The 25866-nt window shown below is 42.5% G+C and carries 22 protein-coding genes; 18 read left to right on the plus strand and 4 right to left on the minus strand.

Annotation, left to right across the window (positions count from 1 at the left end):
• Positions 1-49 precede the first annotated feature (49 nt).
• Positions 50-934 (plus strand): helix-turn-helix transcriptional regulator, encoded by an 885-nt coding sequence (locus A5886_RS06790; RefSeq protein ID WP_086274251.1) that lies wholly within the window; start codon positions 50-52, stop codon positions 932-934.
• 57 nt (positions 935-991) lie between these two features.
• On the opposite strand, the gene A5886_RS15790 is transcribed toward A5886_RS06790, so the two are convergent.
• Positions 992-1168, minus strand: a complete 177-nt coding sequence (locus tag A5886_RS15790; RefSeq protein ID WP_179189986.1) for an SPJ_0845 family protein — start codon at positions 1166-1168, stop codon at positions 992-994.
• 121 nt (positions 1169-1289) lie between these two features.
• Here A5886_RS15790 and A5886_RS06795 point away from each other — a divergent pair, with 121 nt between their 5' ends.
• Entirely contained in the window at positions 1290-2627 is a 1338-nt protein-coding gene (locus A5886_RS06795; RefSeq protein WP_256926165.1) for a hypothetical protein, read from the plus strand.
• A gap of 44 nt (positions 2628-2671) precedes the next feature.
• Here A5886_RS06795 and A5886_RS06800 read toward each other — a convergent pair whose 3' ends face one another.
• Genes A5886_RS06800 through A5886_RS06810 form a run of 3 tightly spaced genes read right to left on the minus strand, consistent with a single transcriptional unit; the run spans position 2672 to position 6286 of the window.
• Complete coding sequence (locus tag A5886_RS06800) at positions 2672-4603, minus strand: PTS fructose transporter subunit IIABC (protein WP_086274253.1); 1932 nt, start codon at positions 4601-4603, stop codon at positions 2672-2674.
• Positions 4604-4616: 13 nt separating this feature from the next.
• Positions 4617-5534, minus strand: a complete 918-nt coding sequence (gene pfkB, locus A5886_RS06805; protein ID WP_086274254.1) for a 1-phosphofructokinase — start codon at positions 5532-5534, stop codon at positions 4617-4619.
• A complete protein-coding gene (locus A5886_RS06810; protein WP_086274255.1) occupies positions 5531-6286 on the minus strand; it encodes a DeoR/GlpR family DNA-binding transcription regulator in 756 nt (251 codons plus the stop codon). Before A5886_RS06810 ends, pfkB begins: the two co-directional genes overlap by 4 nt.
• A gap of 203 nt (positions 6287-6489) precedes the next feature.
• Between A5886_RS06810 and A5886_RS06815 the strand changes: the two genes are divergently transcribed.
• The 16 genes from A5886_RS06815 to rsmD all read left to right on the plus strand — a co-directional run bounded on the left by A5886_RS06815 (position 6490) and on the right by rsmD (position 25865).
• Positions 6490-7956, plus strand: a complete 1467-nt coding sequence (locus A5886_RS06815; protein WP_086274256.1) for an alpha-amylase — start codon at positions 6490-6492, stop codon at positions 7954-7956.
• Positions 7953-8138, plus strand: a complete 186-nt coding sequence (locus A5886_RS06820; protein WP_086274257.1) for a hypothetical protein — start codon at positions 7953-7955, stop codon at positions 8136-8138. The genes A5886_RS06815 and A5886_RS06820 overlap by 4 nt, the downstream gene beginning before the upstream one ends.
• A gap of 111 nt (positions 8139-8249) precedes the next feature.
• Positions 8250-10493 (plus strand): DNA helicase PcrA, encoded by a 2244-nt coding sequence (gene pcrA, locus A5886_RS06825; protein WP_086274258.1) that lies wholly within the window; start codon positions 8250-8252, stop codon positions 10491-10493.
• 13 nt (positions 10494-10506) lie between these two features.
• Positions 10507-12537 (plus strand): NAD-dependent DNA ligase LigA, encoded by a 2031-nt coding sequence (gene ligA, locus A5886_RS06830; RefSeq protein WP_086274259.1) that lies wholly within the window; start codon positions 10507-10509, stop codon positions 12535-12537.
• A complete protein-coding gene (locus A5886_RS06835; protein WP_086274260.1) occupies positions 12527-13624 on the plus strand; it encodes a CamS family sex pheromone protein in 1098 nt (365 codons plus the stop codon). The genes ligA and A5886_RS06835 overlap by 11 nt, the downstream gene beginning before the upstream one ends.
• A 105-nt stretch (positions 13625-13729) precedes the next feature.
• Positions 13730-14035 (plus strand): Asp-tRNA(Asn)/Glu-tRNA(Gln) amidotransferase subunit GatC, encoded by a 306-nt coding sequence (gene gatC, locus A5886_RS06840; protein WP_086274261.1) that lies wholly within the window; start codon positions 13730-13732, stop codon positions 14033-14035.
• Complete coding sequence (gene gatA, locus A5886_RS06845; RefSeq protein WP_086274262.1) at positions 14035-15507, plus strand: Asp-tRNA(Asn)/Glu-tRNA(Gln) amidotransferase subunit GatA; 1473 nt, start codon at positions 14035-14037, stop codon at positions 15505-15507. Before gatC ends, gatA begins: the two co-directional genes overlap by 1 nt.
• Positions 15504-16934 (plus strand): Asp-tRNA(Asn)/Glu-tRNA(Gln) amidotransferase subunit GatB, encoded by a 1431-nt coding sequence (gene gatB / locus A5886_RS06850; protein ID WP_086274263.1) that lies wholly within the window; start codon positions 15504-15506, stop codon positions 16932-16934. The genes gatA and gatB overlap by 4 nt, the downstream gene beginning before the upstream one ends.
• A gap of 10 nt (positions 16935-16944) precedes the next feature.
• Positions 16945-17976 (plus strand): diacylglycerol kinase, encoded by a 1032-nt coding sequence (locus A5886_RS06855; RefSeq protein WP_086274264.1) that lies wholly within the window; start codon positions 16945-16947, stop codon positions 17974-17976.
• 362 nt (positions 17977-18338) lie between these two features.
• A complete protein-coding gene (locus A5886_RS06860) occupies positions 18339-18638 on the plus strand; it encodes an Fpa/YlaN family protein (RefSeq protein ID WP_086274265.1) in 300 nt (99 codons plus the stop codon).
• A 2-nt stretch (positions 18639-18640) separates the two neighbouring features.
• On the plus strand, positions 18641-19804 hold the full coding sequence (locus A5886_RS06865; protein WP_086274266.1) for an FtsW/RodA/SpoVE family cell cycle protein: 1164 nt from the start codon (positions 18641-18643) through the stop codon (positions 19802-19804).
• 21 nt (positions 19805-19825) lie between these two features.
• On the plus strand, positions 19826-23254 hold the full coding sequence (locus A5886_RS06870) for a pyruvate carboxylase (protein ID WP_086274267.1): 3429 nt from the start codon (positions 19826-19828) through the stop codon (positions 23252-23254).
• A gap of 14 nt (positions 23255-23268) precedes the next feature.
• Positions 23269-24399 (plus strand): CAP-associated domain-containing protein, encoded by a 1131-nt coding sequence (locus tag A5886_RS06875; RefSeq protein WP_086274268.1) that lies wholly within the window; start codon positions 23269-23271, stop codon positions 24397-24399.
• Positions 24386-24808, plus strand: a complete 423-nt coding sequence (locus A5886_RS06880) for a YlbF/YmcA family competence regulator (RefSeq protein ID WP_086274269.1) — start codon at positions 24386-24388, stop codon at positions 24806-24808. Before A5886_RS06875 ends, A5886_RS06880 begins: the two co-directional genes overlap by 14 nt.
• Entirely contained in the window at positions 24801-25145 is a 345-nt protein-coding gene (locus A5886_RS06885) for a YlbG family protein (protein WP_086274270.1), read from the plus strand. Before A5886_RS06880 ends, A5886_RS06885 begins: the two co-directional genes overlap by 8 nt.
• A 165-nt stretch (positions 25146-25310) precedes the next feature.
• On the plus strand, positions 25311-25865 hold the full coding sequence (gene rsmD / locus A5886_RS06890) for a 16S rRNA (guanine(966)-N(2))-methyltransferase RsmD (protein WP_086274271.1): 555 nt from the start codon (positions 25311-25313) through the stop codon (positions 25863-25865).
• Position 25866: the final 1 nt, after the last annotated feature.

Raw genomic sequence — 25866 nt, forward strand, 5'->3', positions numbered from 1 at the left:
ATCCCGCTCCTTTTTTGATACAATAAAATCCAAGAAGAGGAGGGAAGTTATGCAAGAAAACTTAGGAAAACACTTAAAAGAATATCGCGACAAAAATCAGTTAACGCAAAAAGAGCTGGCCACAATCCTGCATGTCACGGACAAAGCAATATCCAAATGGGAACGTGGTCGTGGACTGCCTGATATTGAAATGATGCTGCAATTGGCAAAATTGCTGAATAAACCAGTAGAAGAATTGTTGGTTTACCGTGAAGAACAGCTGTATTTTGACTATCGAAGCCAAAAGATGTGGCTGAACGTCCCTTTGATGCATCTTCTGATACCAAATGTCTTTTATATCTTCAAAGAGTCTCATTCAGTAAGCGATTTTTTCAATTATTTTAAGGATTTACCGTGGGCCAAAGGCTGGTTCAGTCTGGGGGTCAAAGCCAAGGGCTGCTTGTCCATTGGTGTCTTATCCATAGGGTTGTTGTCCCTTGGTTTGTTTTCCTGCGGATTGTTCTCTGTTGCTTCTGTGAGTCTGGGGTTGATTAGCGTTGGAAACTTGAGTATGGCTCTATTTTTGGCCGTTGGCAATATCGCGATCGGTGCATTAGTGATTGGTAATCTGGGGCTGGGTATCATCGGATTAGGGAATGTTCTGATTGCTTGGATTGGAGTCGCAAATACGGGTATCGGCAGTTTTTTGGCATTGACTCCTGTAAGCGGACAAGATGATTTCGCTTTGCAAATTGCCATTCAACATTTGTTAGATCAAGATTTGCCTGTTCGAATCAAAGTGCTAATTTTAGAACCTTTGCTCCATTTCATCAATTCTCCAATGCAAATCGTCATATTTGTTTTGCTGATTATCTTGTTTATAATCATCATTCTCTCTTTTGTGATCATTGGTGTTTTGCAATTTAGAGCACAGTTTATAATCGATCATGTTTAAAAGTAGAGCCAATAGTCAAAAAAAGAGAACCGACAAACTGTCAGTTCTCTTTTTGACTTATTTGGTTTTTTTATCGTCTTTTGTCTTGGTATCAGCTGTTTTGTTTGGTTCATTTTTCAAAAAACGTTCAATATCAAGTTCTTGTTTTTTGTTGTCTTTGTCATTGTCGGGAAGAAAGGCAAAATCATCGAACATTTTGTCTAGGGAATCTTCTCGTTGGAATTTTAAGCCCATATTGTTCACCTCCAAGGAACTCTAGTTTACCATGAATCCTGCTGATTTTCATCAAAATTAAGCGAAATAGTGTTCATTCATCCCATGCTTTACTATAATTAATTAAAAGGCGTGAAATGAGGTGAACAATTTGATCAAGACAGAGAAAATGTATGGATTCATTCAGTCAGCGCCTCTGGAAGCCGCTGCGCTTGAAAAGCAGATCGATAATTGGCTTGTACTGATCCGTGTTTGCTATCAGCCAACAGAATACTATGTGAATCAGCAATTGAAACAAGCGTATGATTTCAAAGTAGTAAAGGGATTGCTACAAGAGGGAAAAGACCAAGCCAATTTCGAATTGATTGTTACAGATGGTGAAAATGAGTCTAGTATCCATATTATTCAAGATGCAATATTGCAAAGGCACTTATTGACCAAACAGGTTTTTGGCAACTTCAGAGAGGTGATCCAAGACTATTTTGACACCACCATGTCTAGCAATGGACTATTTGCATATATTCGATCGTATGATGAATATTTGGCCCATAATGTTGAAAATATTGAGAAACGCCAGAATTTTCAAAGCCCAAAGGAAATTGAGTCATTACCTAAAAGGAAAAATCTGAATCATGAAATCGTGATCGACTGTAATCAATTTGCAGGTTATGATGTTTTTTATAACGGCTATACATTGACCGCTTGTTGGCGGATGTATTTTTCGGCGTATTATGAACAAATTATACCCAGCGTGATCATAAAGGATGCCCAACAAGTTGAAAAGGTGCTTGTTTTGCCTCAAAATGTCGTGATGGTGGAGTTATATCGCGAGCCTGATCAATGGGATCAACAGGTAAACTTAATGTATCAACAACTCTTTCGAGATCAAACGGGTATCGATCAGCTGACGTGGGACAATGGCGTTGGCGTGCTGAGAGAGCCTTTGATCGAGTATGCCTTTGGCCCGCAAATCATTCAGACGATCCAGTATCAAAATGATCAGATGCAGCCAACCACAAAGCGGAAAGCGACTCATTTTGTGACCCGCAGTTTTGATTTGGTACAGCAAAATTACCAAGAAAGGCGTGTCAAAGGCTATTTGAATGCGCAGGCATATTTTCCATGGATTGATCGGGAACGATTGCGAATGATGGATTATGTGATCTTGCAACCTGAATTGACCTTAGATGATGGCATTGCGGCGTATGAATTTTATATTCGCAATCATCTGGATATCACTTTTTCAGCAGATGCCTTTAAAGAATATGCCGTATGCCTACAATTTTATTTGCCACCAGAAGCGATAGCGAACTTGCCTATAACTGCCTTGAAAGAAGCACTTTCGGACATTCGGTTTGGTTACTTTCATAAAAGCAGCACCTATACCAGAGTTACCGTAAAGAAGAATGGCAAAAAACTGCGGGTTTATTTTATGAATGTTCAAAAACTGGCTGATCAGCATTTTTCAGCAAACGAATAAAAAAAAGGAACAGTTCACGTCAAGTGAACTGTTCCTTTTGTGATTTAAGCAATGACTTCAGGTTCTTTTTTCAATAAGCCGAAAATAATACCTGAAACGATCGCACCAATCAAGATAAACAACAAGAATAGTAATGGTTTAGACAGTAGCAAGACTACAAAGATACCGCCATGAGGCGCCATTAATTGAATATCAAAAGCACCCACTAAGGCACCTGTCAATGCAGAGCCAACGATGAAACTTGGGATGGCACGTAGGGGATCAGCTGCTGCAAAAGGAATTGCACCTTCTGTGACAAACGATAGTCCCATAACGATATTGGTCAAACCGGCTTCTTTTTGATCTTTTGTGAATTTGTTTTTGAATAACAATGTTGCTACAAAGATAGCCAAAGGAGGAACCATACCACCGGCCATAACAGAAGCCATCACGACGCTGCCGCCTTCTGCAACAGTTGTTGCTAAGGTTGCTGTACCGAAGACATAAGCGGCTTTATTGATTGGACCACCTAAATCTGCTGCCATCATAGCAGCCAATAATGCACCTAGCAATGCTGCATTGGTTCCGCTCAAACCTGTTAAGAATGTATTCAAGCCATCATTGATTGCTTTCATTGGTACATTGATCATCAACATCAAGAATCCAGTAATCAACAAACCGAAAACAGGGTAGAAGAGAATCGTTTTGATTCCATCCAATGATTTTGGCAAGCCTTTGAATACGTTGCGTAAGAATTTGATGACATAGCCTGCTAGGAAACCACCAATCAAAGCGCCTAAGAAACCGGCACCGCCGCTGCTTGCTAACGCGCCAGCTGCAAAACCAACGATTAAACCAGGTCGGTCACTGATACTTGAAGCAATAAATCCAGCCAATACTGGTAACATGAAGCCGAAAGCAGCACTACCGATTTGGTTGAACCAAGCCGCCGCTTGATTATAGTTGCCTAATTGACTCAATGAATCTTGAGGGACACCCATAAATTGGTCGATCATAAATGAGATAGCGATCATGATTCCGCCAGCGATAACGAATGGCAGCATATGAGATACACCGTTCATTAGATCTTTGTAAATACGTTGACCAATAGAACCATCTGCAGATCCGTCATCATCACCTGTAGCTGCTTGACCAGAACCGTGGAAGATAGGGGCTTTGCCGCCTAAAGCTTCATTGATCAATTGTTCTGTTTTGCGGATACCATCACTGACTGGTCGATTGACTAGGTGTTTGCCGTCGAAACGATCCATTTCAACTTTCTTATCTGCCGCAACGATGACACCAGCCGCACGGGCGATATCTTCTTCGGTCAGTCGGTTTTTGATTCCTTCAGACCCGTTGGTTTCAACTTTGATATCAATACCTAACTCTTTGGCTTTTTTCTTTAATGCATCTTCTGCCATATACGTATGAGCAATACCAGTTGGGCATGCTGTAACAGCGACTAAATAAGGACGATCACTGGTTGATTCGACAGGTGTGGCCGCGGCTTGTTCTTCAGCAAGTGCATCGGCTTCTTGTTGTGCTTCCGCTTCAATGAACAGATGTTGGACTTGTTCAGGTGTAGATGCCGCTTTTAATTTTTCGACAAAATCTGGGTTGATCAATAGGCGAGATAAGCCAGCCAAAGCTTGCAAGTGTGTGTCGTTGGCTCCTTCAGGGGCAGCAATCATAAAGAATAAATAGGTCGGCTGACCATCTAATGCTTCGTAATCCACACCTGATTTGCTTTTGGCAAACAAAACCGTTGCTTCTTTCACTGCACTATTTTTGGCATGGGGCATTGCGATACCATCGCCCAAGCCAGTTGATGTTTGTGCTTCACGGGCTAAAATCCCGTCCTTGTAGATTTGTTCATCTGAAATTCGCCCAACCGCATGTAACTTTGCTACCATTTCATCAATGGCACCTTTTTTGTCAACAGCTTGCAAATCCATGATCATGGCATCTTTAAGCAGCAATTCATTGATTTTCATTTTTTCCATCCTCCTAGATATTGATCTCTTTGACTTCGACTTCAGGTAATAATTCTTGGATAAAGTCTGCTTGGGCCAAGTCATCCGAAAAAGCCGTTGCACTCCCGCAAGCTACTCCCCATTTAAATGCGTCTACGACATCCTGCGTCTGCGCATAACGTCCGATAAAACCTGCTATCATTGAATCACCGGCGCCAACCGAATTCTTCAATGGGCGTGTCAAGACATTTGTTCGATAGATTTTGTCGCCGCTGAATAATAATGCGCCGTCGCCGCCTAAAGATACGATGACATTTTTGGCACCGTCTTGTAACATTTTTTGACCATATGGCAAAATATCCTCGATACTTGAGAATGATGTGTCGTATAATTCCGCCAATTCATGATTATTCGGTTTGATCAGCAGTGGGTGCGCAGGCAGTGCGGCAAATAATTCAGCGCCAGTGGTATCGATCACGAAATCAGCACCAGCTTGTTGAACCAAAGCAATCAATTCTTCATAAAAATCAGCAGCGAGTCCAGCTGGTTTACTGCCGGATAAAATCACAATGTCATTGGGGTGTAACTGACTGAATTTGGCTTTTAAATCAGCGATCTCATCAGCGGTGATCGCAGGGCCTAAACCGTTGATCTCCGTTTCTTCACCCGATTTAAGTTTGATATTGATTCTGGTATCATCAGCGACAGTCGTAAATTGGTTCTGGATTGATTCTTCCGTTAGCCAATCACTGATAAATGTTCCAGTAAATCCACCAACAAAACCAAGTGCGGTCGATTCAATCTTGATTCGTTTCAAAATACGTGAAACATTGATTCCTTTTCCGCCAGGTAATTTAAAGTCTTGCGTCATTTTATTTAGGGCACCAATCTCCAATTGATCGACATGAACTATAAAATCAATGGATGGATTGAGTGTTACCGTGTAAATCATGTGAAAACCTCCAATAAAGTTGTTTTTGCTCGGAATTTGGTAAGATAATTTTTCGGGCAATAATCGGTAATGATCGTTGCTGCTTCGATGGCCGCCACTTGGGCAAAGGTCGTTTGTTGAAACTTCGAATGATCCAAAAGCACATACCCTTGTTGGCTTTGCTCAATTGCGATCTGTTTGATCGTCGCTTCTTCTGGGTCAGGTGTCGTAAAGCCGGCCTCAGTGTGCCCGCCGTTCATACCCATGAAGCAGCGATTGAAACGCAGCTTGCGCAACTGTTCAGCAGCACTGATACCTAAAACTGCATTTGTCGCAATCTTGATAGTGCCACCTAGAATCAACGTATCGATGCCATAATCAATCAACAACGAGGCATGTTTAACAGAATTTGTAACGACTTTCAACTTTTGAATCTTTTGCAGGTAGGGGATCATTTCTAAGGTGGTTGTTCCTGCATCTAAGTATATGACTTCACCGTCTTTGATCAACTGCGCCGCATGTTTTGCAATCACTTGTTTTTCAGATTGAAACTTTGCCGTTTTTTCACTCATGTTCGGTTCAAATCCAAGTTGTTGGCTTTTCTTTGCGCCGCCGTGGATCCGGACAAGAAAGCCTTTATCTTCTAAGTCTTGCAAATCTCTGCGAATGGTAGATTCTGACGCTTCAAGCAATAGAATAAGGTCGCTGACTTTCACAATCTCCTCTAGCTCTAAACGGTTCAAAATCGTCTGATGTCGCTCTTCTGTAAGCATTTTCATCACCTCTTCAAATGTCATATTACCATAGAGAACATTCAAAATCAATCATAATCAACAAAAAACATTCAAAATGTAAGCGTAAATATATTTAAACGGTCATAAGCAATCAAATAACCCGTCATTTATAGGATGAGAATAGTCTAATATTTGACAAGATCTGCTATTATTTGGCTTAATTAATTCAAGGGGGGATTTGAATGACAAACAAAATTATTTTACAAGGTTTTGAATGGGATTTACCAGCAGATAGCCAACATTGGAATAAGTTGAAAGAAATGAGTCAAGAATTAAAAGAATATGGCTTTACAGCAATTTGGCTGCCTCCTGCATATAAAGGAACAGCTGGCTCTAAAGATGTCGGATATGGGGTTTATGACTATTATGATCTAGGTGAGTTTGATCAAAAGGGCTCGATCCCAACGAAATACGGTACCAAAGATGAATATATTGCCGCAATCCATGCATTGCAAGAACAAGGCATTGACGTGTATGCCGATATTGTGTTCAATCACTTGATCGGCGGAGATGAAAAAGAGGTGGTCCCGGCAGTCAAGTATGACTGGGACAATCGGAATGAACAAATCAGTAGTGAAGAGGAGATCGAAGCTTGGACGAAGTTTACATTTCCAGGGCGTAAAGGCAAGTATAATGATTATATTTGGACGTGGAAAAACTTTTCCGGTGTCGATTATGATGATCGTACGAAAGATCATGCCTTATTCAACATCGCTGATAAGGGGTGGGAGGATCAAGTCGATGACGAGATGGGCAACTACGACTATTTAATGGGTTGCGACCTCGACATGGAAAATCCTGAAACTGTGGAGCAATTAGACAAGTGGGGCAAATGGTATTTAGAATTGACCAATGTAGATGGATTCCGCTTGGACGCTGTCAAACATATCGAGTTCAACTATTATGCTGACTGGTTATTGAATCGACGGGCAGAAAAAGGGGAACCGCTTTTTGTTGTTGGCGAATATTGGTCCGGTGATCTGCCTAAGCTGGAGGAGTATCTTGATTCTTCCGGGAACTTGATCAACTTGTTTGATGTCCCGTTGCATTACAATTTATATGAAGCGTCACATTCAAATGGTGAATATGATATGAGCCAAATTTTTGCCAATACATTGATTGATGCCAGAGAAGATTATGCCGTAACATTTGTTGATAACCATGATACACAAGTCGGTCAAAGTTTAGAGTCATGGGTCGATGGCTGGTTCAAAGTCCATGCCTATGCGCTTATACTGTTACGTAAAGCAGGGACACCAGTTGTTTTCTGGGGTGACCTGTTTGGGATTCCGGAACAAGACGTTGGTCCAGTAGGGGATGCTTTAATCAATTTGTTGAAATTAAGAGAAAAATTAGCTTTTGGCAATCAAATCGATTATTTCGATGATCCTAGTGCCATCGGTTGGGTCTTGACCGGTGATTATGAGCATGAGCTTTCTGGCTTAGCGGTTGTGATGACCAATGCACAAGGGGCAGAAAAAGAAATGACGATCAGCGCCATTCACGGCGGTGAAACTTTCGTAGACATTTTAGGCAACAATGAAGCACAAGTTGTTCTTGATGATACGGGTAAAGGATCATTCCCGGTCAACGATGGACAAGTATCGATCTATGTCAATCAGTTACTGGTTGAAAAGTATTTTCAATGATTGAAGAGAAAAAAGGAAAAGGGGCCGGCAAGCGTCTTTTCCTTTTTTTTTTCATATTTATGTTGAGTCTATCCTCTTTGAATAATGATCTTTTTTGCGCCAGCGCCAATTGGGTTGCGCCTAAATTAGATGAATCAGTAAAACATTTTATTAGAAAGGATGAAACCGCACGTATGATTTAATAGAAGACAATTAACCTGCCAATCAAAGATTTTTTTCAATGCGTTCGGTTTTCCGAAACCATGGATAATGCTATAATTGAAGAGATTGAGAAAGAAAGGATGTTTAAAAACATGTCATCCAAAAATGAATTATTGGCACGAATGAATCCACGGCAAAAAGAAGCCGTTATGCATACTGAAGGACCGCTTCTATTAATGGCGGGTGCTGGCAGTGGGAAAACCCGGGTCTTGACTCACCGCATTGCCTATTTGATTGAAGAAAAAGATGTCAATCCATGGAATATCTTGGCGATCACATTTACCAATAAAGCAGCCAAAGAAATGAAGGAACGGGTCATCAATATATTAGGCAGTGGGGGAGAAGATGTCTGGGTATCCACCTTCCACTCGATGTGTGTCCGTATTTTGCGCAGAGATGTTGATCGGATCGGCTATGCCAAAAGTTTTACCATCGTCGACTCATCTGAGCAAAATACCTTGATGAAACGAATTTTGAAGGAATTGAATATTGATCCGAAAAAATACGATCCTCGTTCGATCTTAGGGGCGATCTCACATGCAAAGAATGAGTTGCAAACGCCGGAAGCTTATAGTGCTTTGGAAGGTAGTTTGTTTGAGCAAATCGTGGGTCGTTGCTATGTGCGTTATCAAAAGGAACTCCGCAGCAATCAATGTATGGACTTTGATGATTTGATCATGAACACGATCCGTTTGCTGCAAGAAAATGAAGATGCCTTACAGTTTTATCAACGAAAATTCCAGTATATCCATGTCGATGAGTATCAAGATACCAACCAAGCCCAATATACATTGGTCAATTTGTTGGCCGCTCGCTTCAAAAATCTCTGTGTTGTCGGTGATGCGGATCAAAGTATTTATGGTTGGCGGGGGGCCAACATGCAAAATATTTTGGACTTCGAAAAAGATTACCCCAATGCGACAACTATCTTATTAGAGCAAAATTACCGCTCAACCCAAACGATTTTGTCGGCTGCCAATCAAGTGATCCGCAACAATCGCAATCGTCCAGATAAAAAATTGTGGACAGAAAACACTGCCGGCGAAAAAATCACCTATTATCGCGGGGATAGTGAACGCGATGAAGCCCGCTTTATTGTCAGTGAAATGCAAAAGCAAATTGCTGAAAAGAACCGGAAATTTGGCGATTTTGCGATCTTATACCGTACCAATGCCCAATCACGGATCATTGAAGAAATGCTGTTGAAAGCCAATGTACCCTATACGATGGTTGGCGGCAGAAAGTTTTATGACCGCAAAGAAATTCGCGATATTCTTGCATACTTATCAGCCATCGCCAATCCCAGCGACTCTTTGAGCTTAGAACGTATCATCAATGTGCCAAAACGAAGCATCGGTGCCACATCTGTCGAAAAATTGCGCGGATTTGCTGCGATGCATGAATGGTCGCTTTTAGAAGCTGCCATCAATGTCGATTTGGCCAATATTTCTGGAAAAGCGGGCAAAGAAATCGGTAGTTTTGGCATGATGATGGATGGTTTTGCGCAAATGATCCCTTATCTGTCCATCACAGAATTGACCAAAGAAATTTTAGAAAAAACTGGCTATCGCAAAGAGCTTGAGAACCAAAACAGTTTAGAAGCCCAAGCACGATTAGAAAACTTAGAAGAGTTTTTATCTGTCACACAAGAATTTGACAAACGTTTTGAAAGTCAGAACGAAGATGATGCCGATGCTCCGGATGAAAAATTAACCGTGTTCTTAAATGACTTGGCATTATTATCAGATGTCGACAGCTATGAAGAAGAAAGCAGCCAAGTCACCTTGATGACCCTGCATGCTGCAAAAGGTCTTGAGTTTCCGGTGGTCTTTTTGATCGGGTTAGAAGAAAATGTCTTCCCACTTTCACGAGCGTTGATGGAAGAGAGCGAGTTAGAAGAAGAGCGCCGGTTGGCTTATGTAGGGATCACCCGAGCGGAACAGGAATTGTTCATGACCAATGCGTTTTCTCGCACGCTCTATGGTCGGACCCAATACAACCGCCCGTCAAGATTTATAGAAGAAATCGAAAAAGACTTAGTACAGTCTTTAGGTGAAAGGCAGCAGCCTAAGGCCCAAATACCGTTCCAACCCAAAGTGTTCAAACCAGGCTACACACAACCCCGTCAAACGACGGTCAATTCCAAACAAACAACAGCTACAGCCGGTAGTCAATGGCAAGTGGGTGAGAAAGTCAATCATAAAAAATGGGGTGTGGGTACGGTCGTACGCACATCAGGAAGCGCCCAAGATACTGAATTAGATGTGGCTTTCCCGCAACAAGGGGTCAAACGATTGTTGGCAGCATTTGCCCCAATCGAAAAAATCGAAAAGTAAGGAGGTCTTGCTCATGGATATTCCGACAAAAGCGCAACAGGACCGCGCCGAGGCATTGCGCACCGAATTGAATCAGTATGCTTACGCCTATTATGTAAAAGATCAACCAGCCGTGGAAGATTATGTCTATGATCAGTTGTATACTGAACTTGTTGACTTAGAAACACAATGTCCGCAACTTGTGACCGAAGATTCTCCTACACAACGGGTAGGCGGCGTGATCTTACCTGGGTTTGAGAAAGTCACCCATGATATTCCATTATATAGTTTGAATGATGTCTTTGATAAAGAAGAAATCATCGCATTTGATGCCCGAGTACAAAAAGCATTAGGCAGACCAGTCGACTACGTCTGTGAATTAAAAATCGATGGGCTGTCGATCTCATTGAAATATGAAAATGGCCGCTTTGTTCGTGGCGCCACCCGTGGAGATGGTTCAGTTGGTGAAAATATCACCGAAAATCTGAAAACAGTCAAATCCATTCCGTTGGTGCTGAAAGAAGCGATTTCTCTTGAAGTTCGTGGAGAATGTTATATGCCAAAAGCTTCTTTTCTGAAGCTAAATGCACAACGGGAAGAAGATGGCTTAGAAGTATTTGCCAATCCTCGCAATGCCGCTGCCGGCAGTTTGCGGCAATTGGATACGCGGATTGCTGCGCAGCGTAATTTAAGTACATTCCTATATACATTGGCCGACTTTGGTCCAATCGAGGCCCATGACCAATTTGCAGCGTTGCATGAATTGGATCAGTTAGGTTTTCGTACCAATCATGAACGGCGAGTTTGTCATTCAATTGAAGAAGTTTGGGCCTATATTGAAGAATTCCATGAAAAACGCAGTCAGCTCCCCTATGAGATCGATGGGGTCGTCATCAAAGTCAATCAATTTGAAGACCAAGATCAGCTGGGCTTTACTGTCAAAGCACCGCGCTGGGCAGCAGCATATAAGTTTCCACCGGAAGAAGCAGAAACCGTGGTTGAAACGATTGAATGGACCGTTGGCCGAACAGGTGTCGTGACACCGACTGCAGTGATGACCCCCGTGCGTGTGGCTGGAACAACAGTCAGTCGGGCAAGTCTGCACAATGTCGACTTTATCCAGATGAAGGACATCCGGCTAAACGATGCTGTGATTATTTATAAAGCAGGGGATATCATTCCCGAAGTATCAAAAGTGCTGGTGGATAAACGGAGTGCAGATAGTCAACCGTATCCCATGCCTACCCACTGTCCAATCTGTGACAGTGAGTTGATCCATCTGGATGAAGAAGTGGCATTGCGTTGTATCAATCCCAAATGCCCAGCACAAATCAAAGAAGGATTGAGTCATTTTGTGTCTCGTAATGCGATGAATATTGATGGCTTGGGTCCAAGAGTCTTAGCACAGATGTTTGACAAAGGTTTGATCAACGATGCGGCAGGCTTGTATTTCCTAACTGAAGAACAATTGTTGACGCTAGACAAAATCAAAGAAAAATCAGCAGCTAATTTATTGCAATCGATTCAAGCAAGCAAAAACAATTCAGTCGAACGCTTGATTTTCGGCTTAGGGATTCGCCATGTTGGCGCGAAAGCTGCCAAAATCTTAGCGGAACATTTTGGTGATCTGCGCAGCCTGCAAAAAGCGGAAGAAGCAGAGATCATCGCACTTGAATCAATTGGCACAACGATTGCAGAAAGTGTGGTCACATACTTTGCCAATCATGAAGTGCATGAATTATTGGATGAATTTGAAAATGGGGGTGTCAATTTCAACTATCACGGTATTCGGCAAGCTGATTTATCTGCTGTTGAATCACCCTTTAAAGACAAAACGGTGGTCTTGACTGGTAAATTGACGCACTTTACCCGTGATGAAGCGAAAGAAAAGATTGAAACCCTCGGTGGGAAAGTAACAGGCAGTGTTTCCAAGAAGACTGACATCGTGGTTGCTGGCGAAGATGCCGGCAGTAAATTGACGAAAGCCCAGAATTTAGGGGTGACTGTGTGGGAAGAAGCACAAATGGTTGCTGCTATTGAAGGGAGTCAGGTGAATGAAACGTAACTGGCTATTTGTAGTAGCTGTATGCTTGATTTTGAGTGGCTGCGGGAATCTTGAAAAAGGGATCACGAATATCGATCAAGGCGATGTCACCACCGGCGGCAATATTACCACTGGTCGCATCGATCAAGGTGTTTATCAAGCGGTCATGACGGAGGGCAAATATCAGACGAGCGCCGCCCGCAAGTTGAATGCCGAAAAGTTGAATAATGGCTTTAATCAAACAAATTTTGAAAATGGTCTATTGCGGTTGTGCTACGATACGTTCTCCGTCGATGATCATTACTTCCAAGAAGGGCAGTATATTGCTGCAGACATCATAAAGAATTGGTTGAAACGTGGGACGGATGACCAAGACAGCCAGGGATTGAACCCGGCTAGTGAGGATGAGCCAATCATATTTCAACAGTTGATGGAGCATAATTTTCTCAAAGAAGATGGCAAGACATTAGGGGGAATCAGCTTAGGATTCGCTTTTAACAGTGTTTACTACGGCAGTGAGGAAACGATGACGATCTCCAGAGATACTTTAATGGCCAACGCCCTCAAAACGGTGAATACGGTTTTGACCTATGTTCGACAAATCGATGGTTTGTCCTCTGTACCAATCGTCATTGGTTTATTTGAACAAAGCGCGAAGAATGATACAGCTGGTGGCAATTACATTTATCAGGCCGTAAGTACAGACGGCGGCACGACCATTGACCAATTCGAGCCGGTCAATGAAGCACATCTCATATTGCCCGTTGCTTCCGGAACTGCAAATGCAGCAACGGATGATGGTCTGAATAGTAAATTTATAACTTTCAGAGATGCAATCATCTCTTTCTTCCCAGATTTAGCAGGGGTCAGTGGGAAAGTCTATTATGTGAATGATCAAGTTCAAAAATTAGTGATCACGATTGATTCAAATTACTACAGCAAAACAGAAGTCACCAGCTTTACGCAATATGCGGGAAAACAAGTCGAAACAGTTTTCAGTGACGTACCAGGAGTGATCGAAGTCCAAATTGGCTCTATATCTGGTCAACAAGCCTTTCTGTCAAGAGACGCAGATGGTGAAACGATTTCGAGTTTTGTTTTCAACTAACTATGATAATTTTCAATTTCTATTTCATGAATCGTGAAAAAAGTGATACAATACATTGGAAAAACGCAAAACGTATGATACGTATGCAAGAAAGAGGAGGATTTTATGGCGATCAGCGAAGAACAAGTCAAACACGTTGCCAAACTAGCGAAACTCTCATTCTCAGAGGATGAATTACATGAGTTTACTTCTCAGCTAGGAAAAATTATTGATATGGTGGAAACACTTGAAGAAGTTGATACCCAAGGCGTACCATTTACGTCAAATGTTGCTGAAACGATCAATGTGATGAGAGAAGATGTAACGATCGGCGGATGGGATCGGGATGAATTGATGAAAAATGTACCTGAATCAGAAGATGGCTTTATCAAAGTGCCTGCAATTATCGACAATGGGGAGGCCGGAGCCTAATGACTGAATTGTTTAACAAAAGTATTGAAGAATTGCATGGTTTATTGGTTTCCAAAGAAATCACTGCAACGGATCTAACAAAGGAAACTTATACCCGCATCAAAGAAACGGAACCGCAAATCGATGCCTTCTTGGCTTTGAATGAAGAAAAAGCGCTAGACTTGGCACAAGCCATCGATCGCAAAGGCATTACTGAAAGCAATGTCTTGTCTGGTATCCCAATCGGTATCAAAGACAATATCGTGACCAAAGATCTGCGGACAACAGCAGCATCTAAAATCTTAGGTAACTTTGATCCAATCTATGATGCCACTGTTATGGATAAAGTCTATCAATCAGATTTGATTCCAGTTGGTAAATTGAACATGGATGAATTTGCTATGGGGGCGAGTACCGAAACCTCATATTTCAAAAAAACCAAGAACGCTTGGGATCAAACGAAAGTACCTGGTGGATCTTCGGGTGGTTCTGCAGCTGCAGTTGCCGCTGGACAAGTACCGGTTTCTTTAGGGAGTGACACAGGCGGTTCAATCCGTCAACCGGCTGCATTTAATGGAATCGTTGGGTTGAAACCAACGTATGGTCGTGTCTCTCGTTATGGATTGATTGCTTTTGCATCGTCACTAGACCAAATCGGACCAATGACCCGTACGGTCAAAGACAATGCGCTTGTATTGAATGCAATCAGCGGGTTCGATGCCAAAGACAGCACATCAGCGGGTGCATCAGTACCTGACTTTGCTGCTGGTTTGACTGGTGATATCAAAGGAATGAAAGTCGCTTTGCCGAAAGAATATATGGGTGAAGGGATCCAACCTGGTGTTCGTGAAGCTATCTTGAAAGCTGCTGACACGTTCCGCGCATTAGGCGCAACGGTCGAAGAGGTCAGCTTGCCTCATTCAAAATACGGTGTGGCTGTTTATTACATTATCGCCTCATCAGAAGCCAGCTCAAATCTGCAACGTTTTGATGGGATCCGTTATGGTTTCCGATCTGAAAATATTTCGAACTTAGAAGACGTGTATGTCAACTCAAGAAGTGAAGGATTCGGTGAAGAAGTCAAACGCCGGATCATGTTGGGAACATTCTCATTAAGTGCTGGCTATTATGACGCCTACTTCAAAAAAGCCGGTCAAGTCCGGACACTGATCAAACAAGACTTCGATAAAGTCTTTAACCAATATGATTTGATCATTGGCCCAGCTTCTCCAACAGTGGCTTTTGGGATTGGTGAAAACATCAATGATCCAATCACAATGTACATGAACGATATCCTAACCATTCCAGTTAACTTGGCTGGTTTGCCAGGAATGTCTCTTCCAGCCGGCTTCTCAGAAGGCCTGCCTGTTGGCTTGCAGATCATCGGGAAACATTTCGATGAAGCAACCATGTATAAAGCAGCTTATGCATTTGAACAAGCCACTGATTTCCATACCAAACAACCAGTGATTTTAGGAGGGGACAAAGCATGAACTTCGAAACAGTCATTGGGCTTGAAGTCCACGTAGAATTAAAAACTGAATCAAAAATTTTCTCTCCAGCGCCTGCTCATTTTGGTGCGGAGCCAAACAGCAATACCAACGTCATCGACTGGGGTTACCCAGGAGTACTGCCGGTCATGAATAAGACAGCCATTGAATTTGGTATGAAGGCAGCATTGGCTTTGAACTGTGAAATTTCAAAGGAAACCCATTTTGATCGCAAAAACTATTTTTATCCTGACAATCCCAAAGCGTACCAAATCTCTCAATTTGATCAACCAATCGGTCATGATGGCTGGATCGAAATCGAAGTAGAAGGCAAAAAGAAAAAAATTCGGATCGAGCGCGTCCATTTAGAAGAAGATGCCGGTAAAAACATGCACGGCAAAGGCGGGTATTCTTATGTCGACCTGAATCGCCAAGGTACACCATTGATTGAAATCGTATCTGAAGCAGACATGCGTTCTCCTGAAGAAGCGTATGCATACTTAGAAGCTTTACGCTCAATCATCTTGTTTACTGAAGTATCGGATGTCAAAATGGAAGAAGGGTCTATGCGCTGTGATGCCAATATCTCGTTGCGCCCTTATGGCCAAGAAGCCTTCGGTACCAAAACCGAATTGAAAAATCTAAACTCGATGTCTTTTGTCAAAAAAGGGTTAGCCTTTGAAGAAAAACGTCAAGCCAAAATTCTATTATCCGGTGGCGAGATCCAACAAGAAACCCGTCGCTTTGATGAAGCAACTAGCAAAACATTGTTGATGCGGATCAAAGAAGGGTCATCTGACTACCGTTACTTCCCAGAACCAGATATTCCGCGTTTTGTGATTGATGATGAATGGATCGAACGAGTCCGCGAAGCTTTACCGGAAATGCCGCAAAAACGTCGCGCACGCTACATCTCTGAGTTAGGCTTGCCTGAGTATGATGCAATGGTCTTGACACTGACCAAGGAAATGTCAGACTTCTTTGAAGCGTCAATCGATGCTGGGGCTGATCCAAAGCAAGCCTCAAACTGGTTGATGGGGGAAGTATCTGCCTATTTAAACAGTGAGAAAATCGAATTGCCAGATACCAAGTTAACACCGGACAACTTAGCAGGTATGATCCGTTTGATCGAAGATGGTACAATCAGTTCAAAAATTGCCAAAAAAGTCTTTAAAGAATTGATTACCAATGGCGGCAATGCAGAAGAAGTCGTCAAAGCAAAAGGATTGATCCAATTGTCTGACCCAGCGCAATTATTACCAATGATCAATGATGTTTTGGATCAAAATCAACAATCAGTAGATGATTTCAAAAACGGAAAAGATCGTGCTGTTGGTTTCTTGGTTGGTCAAATCATGAAAGCAACAAAAGGACAAGCCAATCCGGGTGTCGTCAACAAACTGTTGCAAGAAGAATTAGCAAAACGATAAGAGGCTAGCTATGAAAAGAGCAAGAGTGATCTATAACCCGACATCTGGAAAAGAATTGATTCGCAAACATTTGGCAGATATTCTAGATGTTTTAGAAACAGCCGGATATGAAGCCAGTGCCTTCGCTACCACCGCAACACCTTTTTCAGCCCGTGATGAAGCCAGCAGAGCTGGTCAAGCGGGGTTTGATCTAGTCGTTGCCGCTGGTGGTGACGGAACGATCAATGAAGTCGTCAATGGGATCGCCCCTTTGGCGGTCCGTCCTAAAATGGCGATCATTCCTGGGGGAACCACCAATGATTACGCCCGCGCCTTGAAGATTCCTAGAAATGATATCAAAGCAGCTGCTGAGGTCATTTTGAAACAGCAAACGGTCAAAATGGATATTGGGAAAACACCGAATACCTATTTTATCAACATTGCTGCTGGTGGTCATTTAACAGAGTTGACTTATGATGTACCGTCTGAGTTGAAGAGTGTCTTTGGCTACTTGGCCTATTTGGCTAAGGGGGCTGAGCTTTTGCCGCGAGTCAAACCAATCAAAATGCATCTGAAGTATGAAGATGGTGAATATATTGGTGGAGCTTCGATGTTTTTCTTAGGGCTGACCAATTCTGTGGGTGGATTTGAACAAATCGCCCCAGATGCCAAGTTAGATGATGGAAAATTTTCGTTGATCATCGTAAAAACCGCCAATATATTTGAAATCGTCCATTTGCTGGCGTTGATGGTGAATGGCGGCAAGCACATCAATGATCGTCGATTGATTTATACCAAGACCTCTTTTCTGGAGGTCGATGCGCCAGAACAAGCCAATCGGTTAATGATCAATTTGGACGGAGAGTATGGCGGCGATGCGCCGATGCGTTTTGAAAACTTGCATAACCACATTGAGTTTTATGCCAACGTTGATCAGATCCCAGACCAAGCGGTCGTTGGCGATCAAAGTTATCAAGAAATCAGTGAAGGCTTCATTAAAGAAGTGGAGCGTTTATCTGATGAAGATATTAATGGCGATGGCAAAATCGGCGATGAACAATGACCATCGGTTGACGAACAAGCGATAGAGAACAGAGGCGACTGCCTCTGTTCTTTTTGCAAATTGTGGAAAAATAATCCTATTGGAAACGAATGAACATTGATAGAACAAGCTTCTTTCAAATGCGCAAATCAATCATCGGTAGTCATTGTTTCATAAATGACTTTTGTTTCACAGGTTGTTGGATGGATATCAGTTAATTCCCGAATGATTCAATCGTATTGCGGATTAAAAAAAGCAAAAGACGAATTATATGTAAATTTCTGCGGGATAGTTCGTTTTTAAAAAGAATATCTGCATGCAATGGATGTAATTCAACAATAGAGTATGCTATAATAATGAAACGAAGAAATGGGGGGACTGGAATGGAGCAAATCGATTCCGCAAAAGCACTTGATCTGCTGAAAGATGATGCAGAACGAATCAAGAAGTTGATTCAGAATCAAGAAAATAGTTTATGTATTGCGCAATGTAAAGCCTTTGAAGAAGTCGTCGATACCCAGATGTACGGGTTATCAAGACAAGTTGCCTTCGCGATTCGCTTAGGGATCGTCGATAATCAAACAGGCCAACAGTTAATGGCAGATTTAGAAAAAGATTTGAACCAGTTGTACAGTGATGTCTATGAAGACCAACGTACAAATGAGATAGGCAAGGAGGCATAATCTTGCCGGAAAAAGTAAAAAAAAGACATTTATTAGATTTTAGTATTTTATTACCTTATATTTTTATGTGTATCACCGGTTTGATGATGGTTTACAGCTCAACGTCCTATGTGGCAATGACAGCAAAAAACCCCACAACATCCGTATCATACGTCATCAATCAAGGGATTTTTTGGGTCTTAAGTTTGATATTGATCACGATCATGTACAAGATGAAAACAGACGTCTTTCGTCACAAAAAGTTTGTCCAGATTGCGATGATCGTGATTTTGGTTTTGCTGATAGCCGCTTTTTTCTTTGAAAAACGAAATGGTGCTTATGGCTGGCTATCAATCGCCGGTTTTTCAGTGCAACCAGCAGAATATCTGAAATTTATTGTTGTATGGTTTTTGGCAATGACATTGTCGTACCGTCAAAAAGGTATACAACAAGATTTTGTTAAGACCGTATGGCGGCCTATAGGGATTGTCTTGGTTTATACCGCGATTTTAGGGTTTTATCCCGATTTTGGGAATGCTGTGATCGTTTTGCTTTTGGCTTTCACTGTCCTATTGTCTAGCGGATTGAATTATTTATATACACTGATCTTAGGCGGCGCCGGTGTGATTGCCAGCGGTTTGATCATTTTCATCGTCCGTTTGACAGGTGGGAAGTTCCTGCCAGCATATGTCTATAGCCGATTTGCCTCTTATTTGAATCCCTTTGCGGATGAATATAATACCGGACACCAAATGGTCAATGGCTATTACGCAATGTTCAACGGCGGATTATTTGGTCGCGGTCTGGGCAATAGTATCCAAAAACGCGGATTTCTAAATGAAGCCCATACCGATTATATTTTTTCAATCGTGATGGAAGAATTAGGATTGATTCCCTCAATCATTATTTTAGGGATTTTATTTTATATGGTTGGTCGAATTTTCTTGATTGGTATTCGCTCCAGAGATTCTTTCAACTCAATGATGTGTATGGGGATCGGTATGTTGTTTATGTCGCAGATTTTCATCAACTTAGGTGGGATCACAGGAATCATCCCTTTGACTGGGATCACATTCCCTTTCCTTAGCCAAGGAGGATCAAGCTTGTTGATGTTGTCGATATGTATTGGTTTTGTGCTGAATATCAGCGCTGAAGAAAAGAGGAAACAGTATAGTTTAAACGATTGATCAATTGAATGGAGTGGTTAGATGAAAAAAATTCTTGTTGCCAATCGCGGAGAGATCGCGATCCGTGTTTTTCGTGCATGTGCAGAATTAGGGATCAAAACAGTAGGGATCTATGCTGCTGAAGATGAATATTCAGTGCATCGGTTCAAAGCAGATGAAGCCTATTTAGTCGGCAAAGGCAAACGGCCGATCGACGCTTATCTAGATATTGAGGATATCATTCGTACCGCAAAAAAAGCTGGCGCAGAAGGGATTCACCCGGGTTACGGCTTTTTATCAGAAAACCTTGGTTTTGCACAACGTTGTGAAGAAGAAGGATTGATTTTCATCGGTCCCTCTACCCACCATTTAGATATTTTTGGCGACAAGATCAAAGCCAAAGCGGCGGCTGTTGAAGCGGGTATCCAATCGATCCCCGGTTCTGACGGACCAGTCGACACGATTGACGAAGTCTTGGACTTTGCCAGTACTCATGAATACCCCATTATGATCAAAGCAGCTCTTGGCGGCGGTGGACGCGGGATGCGGGTCGCTCATAATGAAAAAGAAGCCCGTGACGGATATGATCGTGCCAAAAGTGAAGCCAAAGCTGCCTTTGGCAGTGATGAAGTCTATGTTGAAAAATATATCAGCAACCCCAAACATATTGAAGTACAGATATTAGGGGATACCCATGGAAACGTCGTTCATTTGTTCGAGCGTGACTGTTCTGTACAGCGACGCCACCAGAAAGTGGTGGAAGTAGCGCCATGTGTGTCGATGGATGCAGCGCAACGAGAAAAAATCTGTCAAGCAGCGGTGCAGCTGATGAAGCACGTTGGCTATATCAATGCGGGAACTGTTGAGTTTTTAGTTGAAGGCGACAAATTTTATTTTATCGAAGTCAATCCTCGGGTCCAAGTAGAGCATACGATCACTGAAATGATCACCAATCTTGATATTGTGACTACCCAAATTTTGATTGCGCAGGGCAAAGACCTGCACAAAGAAATCGGTATTCCGCAACAAAAAGATATTCATTTTGAAGGTGTGGCAATCCAATGCCGCGTCACCACAGAGGACCCTGCAAATCAATTCATGCCGGACACTGGGAAAATCGATACCTATCGTTCACCAGGTGGATTCGGCGTCCGTTTAGATGTCGGTAACGCTTATGCAGGTGCAGTCGTGACGCCTTACTTTGATTCACTTTTAGTCAAAGTTTGTACCCATGCAGCGACCTTTGATCAAGCTATTCAGAAGATGATGCGGTGTTTGAAAGAGTTTCGGATCCGCGGTGTCAAAACCAACATCCTCTTTATGCGGAATGTGGTTTCACATCCAGCATTTCGTTCAGGCGAAGCCAAAACGACCTTTATCGACAATACACCAGAATTATTTGATTTTCCGCGTATTCGTGACCGTGGCAACAAAACGATGAAATATATTGGTGAAATCACAATCAATGGATTCCCTGGGATCGAGAAACAAAATAAGCCGTTTTACAATGAGCCACGATTACCGCAACGCATCGAAACATTGTCTGATTATACCAGTGCCAAGCATGTGTTAGACCAACAAGGGGCTGATGCGGTCGTTTCATGGATCAGCGACCAAAAGAATGTTCTTTTGACAGATACGACCTTCCGTGATGCGCACCAAAGCTTGTTAGCGACTCGGGTTCGGACCCAAGACTTTAAGAAAATCGCTGCTGCAACGGAAGCAGCAATTCCGCAACTATTCTCAAGTGAGATGTGGGGTGGAGCTACTTTTGACGTTGCTTATCGTTTCTTGACTGAAGATCCGTGGGAAAGATTACGCATGTTTAGAAAGCGTATGCCGAACACGTTGTTGCAAATGCTCTTTAGAGGGTCAAATGCTGTGGGTTATTCTAACTACCCTGATAATGTCTTAGTTGCATTTATCAAAGAAGCTGCAGATCAGGGCATCGATGTGTTCCGTATTTTTGACAGTTTGAACTGGATTCCGCAAATGGAGAAAAGTATTCAAGCCGTGCGAGACACTGGAAAAATTGCCGAAGCAACCATTTGTTATACAGGAGACATCAACGATCCAACACGTCAAAAATACTCCGTTCAATATTACAAAGATATGGCTAAGGAATTGCAAAACTTGGGTGCCCATATCATAGCGATCAAAGATATGGCTGGCTTATTAAAACCACAAGCAGCGTACCGTTTGATCAGCGAATTGAAAGACAGTATTGATGTGCCGATCCACTTGCATACCCATGATACCAGCGGCAATGGTATCATTACGTATTCAGCTGCAACAAAAGCCGGTGTCGATATCGTTGATGTGGCAATGTCGGCAGTCAGCGGCGCTACCAGCCAGCCAAGTATGAGCAGTCTATACTATGCCTTAGTAAATGGCGAACGTTGTCCAGAAATCAATGTCGATAACATTCAACAATTGAACCATTATTGGGAAGATGTCCGAATGTATTACCATTCATTTGAAAATGGGTTGAATGCACCGCAAACGGAAGTCTATAAACATGAAATGCCTGGTGGACAATATTCGAACTTGCAGCAGCAAGCGAAAGCGGTCGGCTTAGGTGAGAAGTGGGACGAAATCAAAGAGGTGTATCATGAAGTCAATATGATGTTTGGCGATATCGTCAAAGTCACGCCTTCATCGAAAGTCGTAGGGGATATGGCATTGTTCATGGTTCAAAATGGTTTGAGCGAACAAGATGTCTATGACCAAGGAGATAACCTCAGCTTCCCAGAGTCAGTTGTTACCTTCTTCCAAGGTGAATTGGGCCAACCAGTTGGCGGTTTCCCTGAAAAACTGCAAAAGATTATTCTGAAAGGCCGACCAGCGTATACGGATCGTCCAGGGGCTTTTGCAGAACCTGTCAACTTTGATTCAGTCAAACAAGAACTTGCTGAAAAAATCGGCTATCAACCGAAACAAGAAGAAGTCTTAAGCTACTTGATGTATCCGCAAGTCTTCTTAGATTATCGCAAAACATATGAACAATTTGCAGATGTCAAAGTGTTGGATACACCTACATTCTTCAATGGTATGCGTCTTGGTGAAACAATCAACGTTGAATTGGAGAAAGGCAAGATCCTGATCATTCGTTTAGATGAGATCGGTGAAGCGGATATCGAAGGTAATCGTACCTTATTCTTCAATTTGAATGGACAGCGCCGTGAAATCGTCGTGAAAGACAATTCAGTTATCAGTTCAGTCCAAACCAAGCGTAAAGCAGAACCAACCAACAAAGAACAAATCGGAGCATCAATGAGCGGTTCCGTTCTAGAAGTCCTTGTTAAAAAAGGAGATCGTGTGGCGAAAGGCCAAACGCTGATGGTAACGGAAGCGATGAAGATGGAAACTTCAGTTGAAGCGCGCTTTGCCGGCATAGTAGATTATGTCTATGTTGCCGCTGGAGAACCGATCCAATCTGGAGATTTGTTGATTGAAATCAAAGAAAAGTAGGGAGCTGACTCAAAATGAAACATAGAGGTATGTTGTTCGGGGGTTTGTTCATCCTTGCTTTAGCGGTGGTCTATTTACAACCGGTATTTTTCCAGCATGCTTCAGATACAAGTTTTCTTTCTGAGAATCCAATAAAGGCGCCTACAACAATGAATTATGAAACGATTCAAGCCAGCGGCCTTGCTGAGGCGATTGGTGAACCAGTTTCTGATTTCGAAGAAGATTATGGCTTGCCGGTGCGAACATATCGCACCGGCTATGATTTTGAAGTGCGGGTCTATAATCAGCTGGATGATCAGCAATACATTGAGATCAATACAGATGGTGAAAGCGTTCAATCAATCAAAGTCATAGGTGACGGAGGGTCTTCACTAGCGCCATTTACGATGGGCATGTCATTGGCGGAACTAACCGATTTGACCATGATCTATCCCAATTTTAGTCTGAAGCAAAATGATCGAACTGTCAGTTTTGAATTGATGGAAGAAGATATGAATTACCGTCCATTGGTCGCATTTGACAATGGAACATTTGCGGTGTTGTTCTTTGACCATGTAACGGCCACGCTGCAAGGAATCAGTTACTTGGATCAAGCCACACTGTTGAAGTTAGCACCCTATCCGATAACTGAAGGCGAACGTCCGCTATTTCAGACCTCCCAGACGATTTCAGCGGATCAGGCAGGTTTGGATAAAGAAACGTTGGCTTTCGTAATCATCGAAAAGCTGCGCAATCTTCAAATGCTGGAGACGTATTCAGCGAATTTGGAGACGCAAAAAGAGGCCGCCACACTTTTGGCAGAATTGACTGATAATATTTCAGATCATCTGACATCCCAAAGGATCCATTCTTATCAAAAGGCTTTATCCAGCGAAAAAACCAGTAATTTTAACCTGACCAATGATGAATGGCGCGAATTGCTGAATGACCAAGATATCAAAGCAACGGCAACGATTTTTGAAGCACCGGTCTATGACCCGACATTCAGTATCCTATCTTGGTTCAGTGATCCGGCCACAGCCGATCGTTTGTCTCACGAAACATTAGAAAAGATAGGAATTGCTTTTTCGCAAGAAAATATGGTAGTCTTAGTGCAAGAACAAGAAGAAGAAACCGAGGCTAGTACAACGAATGATATACAATAACGAATTTTTTGAGCTTGCAGATCAAATCGATCATGTGGCGCAGACAATCAAGTCCAGCGACACTTTTGCTGCCTATACAGCAACTCAACAAAATATGTATCAAGACGATCAAGTACAAGTGCTGATCCAATCCTTTGTGGTGGAAAAGCAGGCATTTGAACAAATCGAAGCGTATGGGGCATTCGCGCCAGGGTTCAAAGAGCGTAGGCGAAAGATGCGTCTAGCCAAGCGTGAGTTGGTTATGAATGATCGCGTGAGTGAGTACCGTGTGGCTGAAACCAATTTACAACGCTTACTGGATGAAATCACTGTATCGATCGCAACCTGTTTTTCCGCTTCTATCAAAGTCGATGCCGGCAGTCCGTTTTTTCATTCAAAATCGAGTTGTGGAGGAAATTGTCATGCATGAAGAAAAAGAACCCTTTCAAATACAGAAACGCCGAGGACTGATCGTATGGGTCTATAGTTTGCGTCAATTAAAAAACTTGCGTCGTTTTGGTTTTGTCCATTACGTTTCCCGCAAGATGAAGTATGTTGTCATGTACTTGAATGAAGAAGAATATGAAGCCAAAAAGGCCAAAATCGAACAATTCCATTTTGTGCGTCAGGTGGAACCTTCTTATCGGCCGGATGTGGCGATGGATTTTGCCGATAAAATCGGCACGGATGAAGCATATCCTAGCAAAGGTGACGGGTTTGATGTTGAAGAAAAAAATACGATGATTCGCTTAGCTGAGAATGTGTAGAAAATGGTGGCGTGTCGCAACGCCGCTATTTTTTTGTTCAGAATCAGCTGTATATGCAAGTATGGGTAACCAATGAAAAGAAATGGAGAATCATGCTTGCTATTTTGAAAAACAGTGCTATATTTATTTTACCTTAGAGATGTATGTAAGTTGGAGGAGAGAACGATGCGGATAGTTGCAGGAGAATTTGGTGGACGAAAGTTAAAAAGCTTGGCAGGCGATAATACACGGCCGACAACCGATAAAGTCAAGGGAGCAATCTTTAATATGCTGGGCCAATACTTACCTGGCGGTCGGGTGCTCGATTTATTCAGCGGCAGCGGCGGATTAGCGATTGAAGCTGTTTCACGGGGCGCAGATCATGCAGTTTGTGTCGATCGCAGTTTTCCGGCGATCAACATTATTCGCGAGAATATTGCGGTTACCAAACAGCCAGAAAAGTTTACTGTATTAAAAATGGATGCAAAACATGCCATCGCAAAATTTACTGACGAGGCGCAATGCTTTGACTATCTATTTTTAGATCCGCCTTATGCCAAACAGCAAATCGTTGATCAATTGACCGAGATGCTGTCTGCCGATTTGTTGTCTAAAGGCGCCAAAGTCATCTGCGAAACGGACATATCGATTCACTTGCCAGAACAAATCGCTTCTTTGGTCCAGATCAAGCAGCAAACATACGGCATCTCACAGGTCACAATTTATAGAAATGAGGAATAAT

The sequence above is a fragment of the Candidatus Enterococcus testudinis genome (assembly GCF_002140915.1).
Classification (GTDB): Bacteria; Bacillota; Bacilli; order Lactobacillales; family Enterococcaceae; genus Enterococcus_D; species Enterococcus_D testudinis.